The organism is Streptomyces sp. NPDC025806 (assembly GCF_055558275.1).
Genome location: NZ_JBVHMU010000004.1, coordinates 528,303 through 540,621 on the forward strand (window position 1 = coordinate 528,303; position 12,319 = coordinate 540,621).

Here is a 12,319-nt window from a genome sequence, read left to right on the forward strand (position 1 = left end):
GGTACGACGAGGAGAGTCATGAACAGCAGGACACGCAGGGCGGCACTGGCGGCCGTGGCGGTGGGCGCGCTGACAGCGGGGCTGGCCGCGTGCGGCGGCGACAGCCTGGAGGGCAAGGACGACGCGGGCTCCGGCGGTTCGGGCGGCGGCAAGGGAAAGGTCGTCGTCGGCGCCGCGAGTTTCACCGAGGCGAAGGTGCTCGGTGAGCTGTACCGGCAGATACTCGACGACGCCGGTTACGACGCCTCGGTGAAGACCGTCGCGAACCGGGAGATCTACGAACCGCAGCTCGCCAAGGGCGCGATCGACGTGGTGCCCGAATACGCGGCGACGCTCGCCGAATTCCTCAACCTGAAGAAGAACGGGCCGAAGGCGGAGCCGGTCGCCTCCAGCGATGTCGACGCCACGGTGAAGGCGCTGCGCGGGCTCGCCGGGCCGGAGGGGCTGAAGGTCCTGGACGCGGGCGGGGCCGTGGACCAGAACGCGTTCGCGGTGAGCGAGAGCTTCGCGAAGAAGCACAAGCTGAAGACGCTTTCGGATCTCGGCGCTTCCGGCCAGAAGGTCAAGATCGCGGCGGGTGACGAATGCGAGCAGCGGCCGTTCTGCGCGCCGGGGCTGGAGAAGAAGTACGGGATCGACGTGGCGGGTATCGACCCCAAGGGCGTCGGGACCACCCAGGCCAAGCAGGCGGTGAAGACCGGGACGGATCAGCTGGTCCTGACGACCACGACGGACGCGACGCTGGAGAACTTCGGTCTCGTCCTCCTGGAGGACGACAAGAAGCTCCAGAACGCGGACAACATCATTCCGGTTGTGAACGCGAAGGACGCGGGTGACAAGGCGATCGCCGACGCGCTCGGGAAGCTGACGAAGACGCTCACGACCGACGATCTGGTGGAGCTGAACCGGAAGGTCGACGCGGAGCGCCAGAAGGAGGCCGATGTGGCGAAGGAATATCTGGAGTCCAAGGGCCTCATCGGTAAATGATCTTGAGGGTGAGAGGGATGTGCGGGGACGGACGCGCGAGGTCGGGTGACGCCAAGTGATCGGTCATGAGCGCAAGTTCGGCCATTTTCCCGAGGGGTCTGCCCGGATTTTGCCGGGCGGGGCTTCGCGATTCGCCTACGCGCGGTAAGTTTCTGGCCATGCCACGTGGACGTCACCGCCATTCCCCACCCCTGCACCGCATGTTGCCCCCTTCGGTGATCGCCGGTGTGCCGCTCGTCTGCGCGGGCGGCGCCTGGCTGTCCGGCGATCCGCTGGTCCTGCGCGGGATCACCGCCGTCGCCGCGGCCGCCGCCGTGGTCGGCGCCGTCGTGATGCGCCGCTGGGACCGCCTCGCCGGCAAGCAGGTCGCCGAGCTGAACCGGGGCGCGGCGAGCGAGCGCTGGCGGCACGAGGAGGCGGTGGCCGAGCTGGAGGGCGACCTCGAGGAGTCGCGCGAACTGCGCACCCGCCTGGAGACCAAGCTCCGCTCCAAGCGCGCCGAACTGGCCGCGCTGCGTGGTGAGCACGCCGCGCTGCTGCGGCGGTACGCGAACGCGGAGACCGAGCGGGCCAGCGCCCTCGAAGGCCGGCGCCGGCTCGCGATAGAGAGCGCCGCCCCGGCCAGGGCGCTGCCGCCCGCGGGCGCGACGACGCCGGGCGGTGGCGTGACCCCCTCGCTCTACCTGAAGGCCAACGCGGCGCTCGACCGGATGGCCGCGGCGGGCGAGCCCCAGGTCGCGGAGGAGGCGGATTCCCGGGGGAAGTCCTCGGCGGCGTCCGGCCACTCCCTGGTGCCGGCCGTCGCGACCGTGATGCCCCCGGCTCCCGTGCGCAAGGCGCTGATCGGCGGCTTCGACTTCTTCGGCACGGGGCGCTCCGCGCAGGAGCAGGACCTCGCCGACGTCGTCGGCGAGGAGCTGGCGGCCGACGTCGCCGCGGAGCGGCTGACCGCCGAGCAGGCCCGGCAGGAGCGCCCGGCGCTTTCGGCCGCGCCTGACGAGGCGGCCGGTGCGGATGCCGTGGCCGCGGGCGCGGGCGATGTCGAGGGTGACGCCGACGCCGACGCCGACGCCGTGACCGGTCAGGAGGTCATCGACCTGACCGCGCACGACGAGACCGAGCAGATCGACGTCGGCGACCTCAGGACGGCCCTGCGCGCCTGATCCGCCGTCTCCGAGAGCCCCACCCGGGGCACGTGGTCCTCGAAAGGGCGCCCCGCACAGCGCGGGGCGCCCTTTCGCGCTGTGAGCGCCTCTGTCGGGGGCGGCTGCTGTGGTCCGCCGGGTGCCGCGCCGCGGTGGCTGGTCGCGCAGTTCCCCGCGCCCCTGAAGGCATGCGGCTTCGCCGTGCCTTCCCCCGACCACAGGCACCCCGCACCTTGTTCGGGGAAATGCGACCCGGAGGGTCTGCATTTCAGGGGCGCGGGGAACTGCGCGACCAGCCCCCACCGGGGCCGCACCCGGCGACGACCCGCAGCGCCCCCCACGCACCCGCACCCGGCGACAACCCGCACCGCCCCCCCCACGCTCACCGCCGCGTCATCCAGCGATCCGGCCGCGCGTCGCGGCGACTCGTGCGGGAGCGGTCGGCCTGGGCGCGGAGGAGTTCCGCGGCCTCCTGGGCGTCGCGCAGCGGAGCGGTGACCGTCTTGTTCGCGCCCGTGTCCAGATGCAGGCTCGCGACCCGCCAGTACCGCTGCCAGGGGCCCTGGGTGAGGCGCACGCTCTGCACCTTGGCGTGCGGGACCAGGGCGAGGCGGCGCCGGAGCAGTCCGTGCCGGGCCGCGAAGACCGTCTCCGTGACGGCGACCCCGTAGGAGCGCCACCACACCGGTACGCACCAGTGGGCGCGGCGCGGGGGCGGGGCGAAGTCGGCGGGCTTGGGCACGGCCGCGCCCGGCAGGATCCGCGCGACGACGTCCTCGGCGTGCTCGCGCGGGGCGACCGGGACCAGGACCGAGTTCGCCGAGCCCGCGACGTGCAGCTCGACCCGGACCCAGCCGCGCCGGCGCCACAGCAGCGGCTCGACGAAGCGCACGGTCTGCACCCGGCCCGGCGGGACCGTCTCGTGCACCCGGTCCAGCAGCCCGTGGTCGATGCGCAGCCCGTCCTGGGACTCGCCGACCGCCCAGTCGTACTCCTTGACGAAGCGCCCCGCGCTGTTGGTGAACGCGCCGCCGGCCAGCGGCACGGCGACCGCGACGACCGTCCACACGTTGTGGGTGGCGAACCACAGGAAGGAGGGCACGACGACCGCGGCGAGCAGCATCGCCCAGGGCGCGCCCGTCAGGAGCAGCGCCGTGGCGAGCATCCGCGGGGGCGTGTGCAGGATCTGCCGGGAAGGCGCCTCGCCCACCTCGTGCGCCGACTCGGGTGCGAACCCCGCGGCCCGCGCGAGGAGTTCGGCCCGCAGGGCGCGCGCCTCCTTCTCGCTCAGATAGGCGAGTTCGTCCTTCTTGTCGGCCCCGACGACGTCGAGTTTGAGTTTCGCGACCCCCGCGAAGCGCGCGAGCAGCGGCTGCGTGATGTCGACGGCCTGGAGCCGGTCGAGCCGGATGTGGGCGGTGCGGCGGAACAACAGGCCCGTACGGATGCGCAGTTCGGTGTCCGTCACCGAGAAGTGCGTGAACCACCAGGTGAGGAAGCCGTACAGGGCGGCGGCCGGCACGAGCACACCCAGGCCGACGACCAGCGTCGTCGTGGTCAGCTGGGCCAGCCGGCGCTGCGCCTCGTCCATGTCGTGCACGGCCCAGCCGAGCAGCACGGCGATCGGCGCCCACGCCCTGCGCAGGGGCGTGACGGGGTGCAGGCGGCGTTCTGCGGCGCCCGTGGCGGTCTCGGGGTCCCGGAGGTCGTCCGGGGCGTGCGGGGCCGTCACAGGCCCGCCGATCGGGCCTCGCCGAGCTCGGTGAGGCGGTCGCGCAGCCGCTCGGCCTCGGCCGGCACCAGGCCGGGGATCGTCGCGTCGGTGGCGGCGGCCGCGGTGTGCAGCTGGAGACTGGCCAGCCCGAACCGGCGCTCCAGCGGACCCGAGGTCACCTCGACCAGCTGCATGCGCCCGTACGGGACGATCGTCTCCTCGCGCCACAGGACCCCGCGCGTGATCAGCAGGTCGTCGGCCCGCTCGGCGTACCGCCACGACCGCCAGTTGCGCCCCAGCATCGGCCAGCCCCAGGCGGCCAGCGCCAGCGGCACCGCGGCGAACGCCGCCCACGGCGGGCCCGCGAACACGCCGAGCAGCACCCCGGCCGCCACGGCGGCCGGCACCAGCCACAGCACCAGGAGCAGCCGGCGCAGCTTCAGCAGGCCGCGGGGCAGGCCCGTCCACTCGGGACCGGGTCCGTCGGGTCCGTCGGGCGCGTCCGAAGTGTCCACGGCGCCGGTGGTGCCCCTCGCCCCTGTATCCATGAGCCCACCCTACGTAGGAGAGACTGTCGGCATGACGCCCACGACTCAGGCCACGGTCGGCATCGGCGGTGCCGCGGAGAGCACCGACATGGTGCTCAACATCGGTCCGCAGCATCCCTCCACCCACGGTGTGCTGCGCCTGCGTCTCGTGCTCGACGGCGAGCGCATCCAGCACGCGGAGCCGGTGATCGGCTACATGCACCGCGGTGCGGAGAAGCTGTTCGAGGCGCGCGACTACCGGCAGATCGTGATGCTCGCCAACCGCCACGACTGGCTGTCCGCGTTCTCGAACGAGCTGGGTGTCGTGCTCGCCGTCGAGCGGATGCTCGGCATGGAGGTCCCCGAGCGCGCGGTCTGGCTGCGGACCCTGCTGGCCGAGCTGAACCGTGTGCTGAACCATCTGATGTTTCTGGGTTCGTACCCGCTCGAACTGGGCGGAATCACTCCGGTCTTCTACGCCTTCCGGGAGCGCGAGGAACTCCAGAACGTGATGGAGGAGGTCTCCGGCGGACGCATGCACTACATGTTCAACCGCGTCGGCGGCCTCAAGGAGGACCTGCCCCAGGGATGGACCACGCGCGCGCGGGCCGCGGTCGCGGACGTGCGCTCCCGGATGGACGTCTACGACAACCTGGTGCTCGGCAACGAGATCTTCCGCGGCCGTACGCGCGGGGTCGGCGTGCTGACCCCGGAGACGGCGCACGCCTACGGGGTGAGCGGCCCGATCGCCCGCGCCTCCGGCGTCGACTTCGACCTCCGGCGCGACGAGCCGTACCTCGCCTACGGAGAGCTCCAGGACACCCTGAAGGTCGTCACGCGGCAGGAGGGCGACTGCCTGGCCCGCTTCGAGTGCCTCCTGGAGCAGACGCACAACGCGCTGGACCTCGCCGACGCCGCCCTGGACCGGCTCGCCGAGCTGCCGCCGGGCCCCGTCAACCAGCGCCTCCCCAAGGTGCTCAAGGCGCCCGAGGGCCACACGTACGCGTGGACGGAGAACCCGCTCGGCATCAACGGCTACTACCTCGTCTCCAAGGGCGAGAAGACGCCGTACCGCCTGAAGCTGCGCTCCGCGTCCTACAACAACATCCAGGCGCTCACCGAACTGCTGCCGGGCACGCTGGTCGCCGACATGGTGGCGATCCTCGGTTCACTGTTCTTCGTCGTCGGCGACATCGACAAGTAGGGCCGCGAGCGGGTCCTCGCCCGGCAGCCCGACCGGTTCGAGCAGCCAGCCGAAGTCGCCGAGACCGCCTCGCGCGGTCAGCTCCGCCGCCTCACCGGCCCGCGCGAGCGCCCGTACGTAGCCGGCCGGGTCCTGCGAGGCCAGGGCGAGCGGAGGGCGGCCCGCGCGCACGCCGAGCGCGTGCAGGGCGGCCCGCTGCGGCACGATCCGGGCCCGAGGCGTCACGGCGCAGGCGTCGAGCGCCACATGCGCGGTGATGTCGCAGGAGCCGTCCGGCACCGGCGACGTCTCGCGGCCCTGCCGGAATCCCGTGAGTGTCCCGAAGGGCGGTCGCGCCCCGCGCGCGTGGGCGTAGTCCGCCGCGACCGCCAGACCGCGCTCCAGGCAGCCCACGGCCGCCGCCCACGCCGTGTCGCGCGGCAGCCCGACCTCGGCCCGCAGCCCCGGCTCGTCCGGCAGCGGCCACCAGGCGTCCAGCCAGCGCCGCGACGGCCCGTCCAGCGGCCCGGCCGCCAGGGTCTCGGCGCCGTCCGCGTCGACGAGCACCAGCCGGGGGGCGCCTTCCTCGTCGGTCTCGACGACGTCGACCGGCACGTTGTCGAGCCACTCGTTCGCGAAGAGCAGGCCCGTGACCCCCTCGGGGGGCGCCGCCAGCCACTCGATCCGGTGATCGAGATCCGCGGGCCGCTCCGCCTTCTCGACCGCGCAGGCACGCACGCGTGCGGCCACACCGGCGGGCAGCGCCCGGAGGACGCGCGTGACGAGCTCACCGCGGCCGGCCGCCATGTCGACGAAGGCCAGCGCGGCCGGCGAGCCCAGCGCGGCGTCCACCCGGCACAGCAGCGCGGCGACGGCGTCCGCGAACAACGCCGACGCGTGCACCGACGTACGGAAGTGCCCGGCGGGCCCCTCCGGCCCCCGGTAGAAGCCCTCCGGCCCGTACAGCGCCTCCTCGGCGGCCTCGCGCCAGCCGCGCCTCTCGTCCTGACGTACGTGATCCACCCGTGCAGGCTATGCGCAGGGGGCGCACGCGCCTCCACCTTGGGGAGTACGCGCGCCGGGCGCGGATCGGTCCTCCGGTTGACCCCCGCACACCCCGCCCTTGCCTACGCTGGGTGACGTGCAGCGCCTCTACGACTTTCTCCGCAGACACCCGACGTGGGTCGACAGCTTCTGGGCCGTCGTCCTCCTCGGCCTGTCCGTGGTGAGCCTGAGTCCCGTCAACGGGGCGCCCCTGCACGACACCAACGTCGTCGCGGCCGTGGTGCTCTCCGTCGTCCTGTGCGTCGTCGTGGCGCTGCGGCGGCGGCTGCCCGAGCTGATGCTCGTGCTCGCCGCCGTGTCGGGCCTGGCCCAGGTGGTCTTCGACGGCCGGGCCGTCGTGGCCGACTTCGCCCTGCTCGTGATCATCTACACGGTGGCGGCGAACGGCGCGAAGTGGGCGTCCCGCTTCGGCCTGATCGGCGGCCTGTGCGCGGCGCCGCTCGCCGAGCTGCGCTGGCCCACCGAGCACTCCAGCGGCCTGGGCCACCTGGCCATCGTCATCTTCCAGATGGTGCCGTTCGCCCTCGCCTGGGTCCTCGGCGACTCGCTCAGCACCCGCCGCGCCTACCTCGCGCAGCTGGAGGAGCGGGCCAACCGCCTGGAGCGGGAGCGCGAGGCCCAGGCCAAGGTCGCCGTCGCGGCCGAACGGGCACGCATCGCCCGCGAGTTGCACGACGTCGTCGCGCACAACGTGTCGGTGATGGTCGTCCAGGCCGACGGCGCCGCCTACGTCATGGACGCCGCGCCCGACCAGGCCAGGAAAGCCCTGGAGACCATCTCCGGCACCGGCCGGCAGGCGCTCGCCGAGATGCGCCGGCTGCTCGGCGTGCTGCGCACGGGCGAGCCCGAGGAGGGCGGCGAGTACGTGCCGCAGCCGGACGTGCAGCAGATCGAGGACCTCGTCGAGCAGGTGCGCACGGCGGGCCTGCCGGTCGACTTCAAGGTCGAGGGCACCGCCCGCCCGCTGCCCAGCGGCGTCGAGCTGACCGCGTACCGCATCGTCCAGGAAGCGCTCACCAACACCCGCAAGCACGGCGGCTCCGACGTCGGCGCGAGCGTCCGGCTCGTCTACTTCGACGACGGGCTCGGACTGCTCGTCGAGGACGACGGCAAGGGCGCCCCGCACGAGCTGTACGAGGACGGCGGCGCCGACGGCCGCGGCCACGGCCTCATCGGGATGCGCGAGCGCGTCGGTATGGTCGGCGGCACGCTGGACGCGGGCCCGCGCCCCGGCGGTGGCTTCCGCATCAGCGCCCTGCTGCCTCTCAAGCCCACGCATTGACACGTACCAGCGCCACCGGCCCCGTACCGGCGCGCGCACCGCTCCACCCCGCCCCCCGGATGTGAGGACCCTCCCGATGTCGATCAAGGTGATGCTCGTCGACGACCAGGTGCTGCTGCGCACCGGTTTCCGGATGGTGCTGGCGGCCCAGCCGGACATGGAGGTCGTCGCCGAGGCGGGCGACGGCGTGGAGGCCCTCGAAGTACTGCGCTCGACGTCCGTCGACGTGGTGCTCATGGACGTCCGCATGCCGAAGCTCGACGGCGTCGAGACGACCCGGCGGATCTGCTCGGAGCCGAACCCGCCGAAGGTGCTGATCCTGACCACCTTCGACCTGGACGAGTACGCGTTCTCCGGCCTGAAGGCGGGCGCCTCCGGCTTCATGCTCAAGGACGTGCCGCCCGGCGAGCTGCTCACCGCGATCCGGTCCGTGCACAGCGGCGACGCGGTCGTCGCCCCGTCCACCACCCGGCGGCTGCTCGACCGGTTCGCCCCGATGCTGCCCAGCACCACCAAGGAGCCCCGGCACCAGCAGCTGGAGCGGCTCACCGAGCGCGAGCGCGAGGTCATGATCCTCGTCGCGCAGGGCCTGTCGAACGGCGAGATCGCCGCGCGGCTCGTGCTGTCCGAGGCCACCGTGAAGACCCACGTCGGCCGCATCCTGACCAAGCTCGACCTGCGCGACCGCGTCCAGGTCGTCGTCCTCGCCTACGAGACCGGACTGGTCCGGGCGGGCGGCGGACACGGCTGACCGTCAGGGCCCAGGGGGCGTCTTGCCCCCTAAGCTCTGCGCATGCTGCTCTGGATCAACGGCCCGTTCGGTGGCGGGAAGACACAGACCGCGTACGAGGTGCGGCGACGGCTGCCCGGCAGCGTCGTCTGCGACCCGGAGCACATCGGCTTCGGGCTGCATCGCACGCTGCCGCCCGAACTCCGCGAGGACTTCCGGGACTTGACCGCCTGGCGGGCCGGCGTCCTGGAGACGCTCGACCTCGCGCTCACCCGGCACGACGGGCACGTCGTCGTCCCCATGACGCTCACCGACCCCGCGCACCACGAGGAGATCCTCGGCGGGCTGCGCGAACGGGGTCACGACGTACGGCACTTCACGCTCCTCGCCTCCCGCGAGACCGTCCTGCGGCGCCTGCGCGAGCGCGGACTCGGGCACGTCCTGCGGTTCGTCGTCGGCAAGGAGGGCGCCCTGAAGCGGGAGAGCTGGGCCGTGGGGCAGCTCGACCACTGCCTGGAGCGGCTGCGCGAGCCCGAGTTCGCCGAGCATCTGTGGACCGACGACACCACGGTCGCCAAAACGGCCGACCGCATCGCCGTGCTGTCCGGACTGACGCTGACACCGAACACGGACGGCGCCCTGAAGGGCCGCGCCCGCCGCGCCCTCGTCGGCGTCCGGCACATCCGCCTGGACTGAGACTCAGCGCAGCACGCCCTCGATGAAGTCGGCGCCGAGCCGGGACACCAGGCCCAGGTCCAGCTGGTGCTGCACGTACCGGCCGTGCCGCCGCGTCGTGACCAGACCGGCCTTCTTCAGGACCGACAGGTGCCGGGAGATCTCCGGCGCCGTCATCCCGTACGCGTCGGCCAGCTCGCCCGTCGTGTACGAGCCCCGCGCCAGGTGCCGGCACAGGCGCATCCGGACCGGGTGCGCGAGCGCCGACATGCGCAGGGTCAGCTCCGCCACGGAGGGCGGCGCGGCGGGTCCCGGCGCCGCGCTCGGGTACAGGATCGTCGGCTGCCAGCCGTGCCGGTGCACGACGAACAGATGCGGCCAGCCCAGGCTCGTCGGCACCAGGAGCAGGCCCCCGTCCCCGGTCGAGGACTGCCCCTCGGACAGCTTGTCGACGACCACGGCGCCGCCCGCCTCGTCCATCGAGACCGCCCCGGAGACCGAACCCAGGGCCTCCCGCAGCCCCTTGTGCCGCAGCAGCTGCGTCTTGTGCCGGGCGTCGGCCGCCAGCGGATGCCGCACCCGCGCCCACATGTCGGCGAAGAACGCCTCGTCGCAGTCCTGCAGCAGCTCGCGGAACCAGGCCCGGATCGCCGGCGGATCGTCCAGCAGACGCTGGGTGAAGCGCACCTGGTGCGCGCCGCGTGCCGCCGCGAGGTCCAGCGCCCGCTCCCGCGCGGCCGGGTCCGCGAGGCGGCCGGGGCCGCGCGTCGCGTAGTCCGTCTGGCACGTGAACTCCAGGGCGGCGTCCACGAACTCCTCGTCCGACAGCTTGTCGAGCAGGTCGAGCTCCTCGGTGAGCGTCGCCCCGGGCAGCGTGCGCCGGCCCGGCATCCCGGAGTACGGCGCGAACACGTCCGAGTACGTCGACCGCCACAGGAAGTCCGCCTCGCACAGCCGGTCCGCGAGGCACGGGTCGAGACAGGCGGACACGCTCGTCGTCCACCCCTGCAGCCCCGGGTGGTGCGCGGGCTCCGACAGCGCGTGCAGCGCCATGCCCAGCTCGGCCAGGGGTGAGGGCACGACATGGATCCGCTCCACGGGCAGCCCCGTGACGTCGATGCTCACGCTCATGACCCCATGGTGCACGCCGCCTGTGACAGTCCGGCCGCCGATTGACGGGACCCGTCAATCGGCGTGACCGGTGTCCGGGGCGGGCGCAGTCTCGTGGTCAGCGGCCCCGATGCCGGGTGAACAGGCCCGTACCGGGGTACAGCGCCACAATCGACATGAGTGAGGTGATTTCGATGCCCCTCCACGAGCAGTACGCACTCGACGTCTACCGGGCCGCCCAGCACGGCGAGCCCGCGCCGCCGGCGCCGGGCACGCACGACTGGGCCGTGTTCCGCGAGCTGCGGGACTACCGCCGCTTCCGTGCCGTCCTGTCCGGCCACCCGTCCCACGGCCGCCTCCGCGCGGCCTTGAGGTCCCGTTTCGGCGGGTGACGCGCGGGGCGGCCCCCGGGGTCCTTGGGGGCCGCACGGAGTGCGCCCTTCAGGGGCGCGGGGCCGTATCAATCTGCGGCTCCGCCGCGCGGGCGCGACCAGCCAAGACGGCGCGGCACCCGGGCAACGACCTGAACCCCCGCGGCGCCGCCGCCTTAAACCCCGCCCCCGAGCGGAGCGCTACGGCAGGCGCCGGACGAACTCCGCCACCGCCGCGCGGACGTCCTCGGCGGTCCAGTCCAGCCCCGCCGAGGCGACCGTGACCTCCGTGAACGCGGTTCCCGGCGCCCCGGCCCCCGGGAACCAGCGCCCGAACAGCGAGGCCTTCGTCTGCTCCGCCTGCTCCACGGAGGCCTGCGTCAGCACCTGCGCGTCGTAGGGCAGCCACACCTGGAACTGGTGGGTGTGCGGCGCCTCGGGATGCACCCGCGACCACGCCACCCCGGCCTCGTCGAGCCCCTCCCGGATCGCCCGCGCCACCACGCGCGCGTGCCGCACGTACTCCGGCAGCCGCGGCAGCTCCCGGTCCAGGCCCGCGAGCGCCGCGATCGCCTGCGGGAACTGCTGGAACACCTGGCCCCCGTAGCGGTGCCGCCAGGCCCTGGCCTCCTCGATCAGGGTCTCCGGGCCCGCGAGCACGGCGCCGCTGATCCCGCCGAGCGTCTTGTAGAGCGACACGTACACGGTGTCCGCGAGTCCCGCGATCTCGTCGAGCGACCGCCCGAAGTGCTCCGTGCACTCCCACAGCCGGGCCCCGTCGAAGTGCACGACCGCGTCCCGCGCGCGTGCCGCCTCGCAGACCTCCTCCAGCTCCTCCCACGAGGGCAGCAGATAGCCGGCGTCCCGCAGCGGCAGCTCGATCATCAGCGTGCCGAACGGCTCGTCCATGGCCTCGATCTCCGGGGCGGTGAACGGGCGCGGCGCGGTCGTCGGCTGCACCGTGCGCAGCCCGGCCACTGTGGTCAGCGATTCCCGCTCGTGCACTTCGGGATGCCCGAGCGGATGCAGCGCCACCGTGCGGTTGCCGGTGCGGCCCGCCCAGCAGCGCAGCGCGACCTGCTGCGCCATCGTGCCGGTCGGGAAGAACGCGGCCGCCTCCTTGCCGAGCAGCCCGGCGACCCGCTCCTCCAGCTCGGCGACGATCCCGTTCCCGTAGAGGTCGACGCCGTCGTCCGCCGCGTCGCCCATCGCCGCGGCGATCTGTGCCATCCGCTCGCCCACCGTGGCCTCGCCGTGCCGGTGCGCCAGGGTGCGTTCCGCGCCCCGCCACGCGGCCAGTCTCCGCGCGGCCCGCGCCTTCTCGTCGCTCTCGTAGCTTCCGCTCATGCCGGGATCATGTCGCACCGGTTCTCGTACGGGCGCACGATTTATGTACGGCCTCACGGTCCGTGGGCGACCGAGGCCCGTCCGGGCAGATAGCGTTAACATGACGAGAAATCGTCCGGTACCCCGAGCGGACTGGAACGGAAGGCCTCACCCCGTGATCCCTGCCTCTCCCGAACCCCGATC

12 protein-coding genes are annotated in these 12,319 nt (G+C 73.2%); 7 read left to right on the forward strand and 5 right to left on the reverse strand.

All coding sequences use genetic code 11. The annotated features are described in order from the left end of the window. Nucleotides 1–18: 18 nt before the first annotated feature. Nucleotides 19–987 carry an ABC transporter substrate-binding protein gene (locus tag ACZ4E1_RS12470; RefSeq protein ID WP_467538441.1) on the forward strand — a complete coding sequence of 323 codons (969 nt, stop codon included), beginning with the start codon at nucleotides 19–21 and terminating at the stop codon, nucleotides 985–987. 158 nt (nucleotides 988–1,145) lie between these two features. Continuing rightward, complete coding sequence (locus ACZ4E1_RS12475) at nucleotides 1,146–2,150, forward strand: hypothetical protein (protein WP_467538443.1); 1,005 nt, start codon at nucleotides 1,146–1,148, stop codon at nucleotides 2,148–2,150. Between the two features lie 364 nt (nucleotides 2,151–2,514). Here ACZ4E1_RS12475 and ACZ4E1_RS12480 read toward each other — a convergent pair whose 3' ends face one another. Together ACZ4E1_RS12480 and ACZ4E1_RS12485 are read right to left on the reverse strand one after the other, a co-directional pair. Continuing rightward, nucleotides 2,515–3,864 (reverse strand): PH domain-containing protein, encoded by a 1,350-nt coding sequence (locus tag ACZ4E1_RS12480; protein WP_467538445.1) that lies wholly within the window; start codon nucleotides 3,862–3,864, stop codon nucleotides 2,515–2,517. Beyond that, nucleotides 3,861–4,394, reverse strand: coding sequence for a PH domain-containing protein (locus tag ACZ4E1_RS12485; protein WP_467538448.1), 534 nt, complete (start codon nucleotides 4,392–4,394; stop codon nucleotides 3,861–3,863). Before ACZ4E1_RS12485 ends, ACZ4E1_RS12480 begins: the two co-directional genes overlap by 4 nt. A gap of 31 nt (nucleotides 4,395–4,425) precedes the next feature. Between ACZ4E1_RS12485 and ACZ4E1_RS12490 the strand changes: the two genes are divergently transcribed. Continuing rightward, the gene (locus tag ACZ4E1_RS12490; protein ID WP_223206085.1) at nucleotides 4,426–5,577 is read left to right on the forward strand and encodes an NADH-quinone oxidoreductase subunit D; all 1,152 of its coding nucleotides are present in this window, start codon (nucleotides 4,426–4,428) and stop codon (nucleotides 5,575–5,577) included. Here ACZ4E1_RS12490 and ACZ4E1_RS12495 read toward each other — a convergent pair. Further along, the gene (locus tag ACZ4E1_RS12495) at nucleotides 5,542–6,579 is read right to left on the reverse strand and encodes an SAM-dependent methyltransferase (protein WP_467538451.1); all 1,038 of its coding nucleotides are present in this window, start codon (nucleotides 6,577–6,579) and stop codon (nucleotides 5,542–5,544) included. The genes ACZ4E1_RS12490 and ACZ4E1_RS12495 overlap by 36 nt on opposite strands. Before the next feature lie 118 nt (nucleotides 6,580–6,697). Here ACZ4E1_RS12495 and ACZ4E1_RS12500 point away from each other — a divergent pair, with 118 nt between their 5' ends. From ACZ4E1_RS12500 to ACZ4E1_RS12510, 3 genes are all read left to right on the forward strand, one after another. Next, complete coding sequence (locus ACZ4E1_RS12500; protein WP_467538454.1) at nucleotides 6,698–7,903, forward strand: sensor histidine kinase; 1,206 nt, start codon at nucleotides 6,698–6,700, stop codon at nucleotides 7,901–7,903. A gap of 76 nt (nucleotides 7,904–7,979) precedes the next feature. Continuing rightward, nucleotides 7,980–8,654, forward strand: coding sequence for a response regulator transcription factor (locus tag ACZ4E1_RS12505; protein ID WP_467538457.1), 675 nt, complete (start codon nucleotides 7,980–7,982; stop codon nucleotides 8,652–8,654). Nucleotides 8,655–8,696: 42 nt separating this feature from the next. After that, on the forward strand, nucleotides 8,697–9,329 hold the full coding sequence (locus ACZ4E1_RS12510; protein WP_467538460.1) for an AAA family ATPase: 633 nt from the start codon (nucleotides 8,697–8,699) through the stop codon (nucleotides 9,327–9,329). 3 nt (nucleotides 9,330–9,332) lie between these two features. Here the strand turns inward: ACZ4E1_RS12510 and ACZ4E1_RS12515 are convergent, their stop codons facing one another. Beyond that, nucleotides 9,333–10,439: a DUF5937 family protein gene (locus ACZ4E1_RS12515; RefSeq protein ID WP_467538462.1), complete on the reverse strand. Its 1,107-nt coding sequence runs from the start codon at nucleotides 10,437–10,439 to the stop codon at nucleotides 9,333–9,335. Nucleotides 10,440–10,594: 155 nt separating this feature from the next. On the opposite strand from ACZ4E1_RS12515, the gene ACZ4E1_RS12520 reads away from it, so the two are divergent. Continuing rightward, on the forward strand, nucleotides 10,595–10,810 hold the full coding sequence (locus ACZ4E1_RS12520) for a hypothetical protein (protein ID WP_467538464.1): 216 nt from the start codon (nucleotides 10,595–10,597) through the stop codon (nucleotides 10,808–10,810). Between the two features lie 180 nt (nucleotides 10,811–10,990). Here the strand turns inward: ACZ4E1_RS12520 and ACZ4E1_RS12525 are convergent, their stop codons facing one another. Continuing rightward, the gene (locus ACZ4E1_RS12525; RefSeq protein ID WP_467538466.1) at nucleotides 10,991–12,136 is read right to left on the reverse strand and encodes a threonine aldolase family protein; all 1,146 of its coding nucleotides are present in this window, start codon (nucleotides 12,134–12,136) and stop codon (nucleotides 10,991–10,993) included. Nucleotides 12,137–12,319 lie beyond the last annotated feature (183 nt).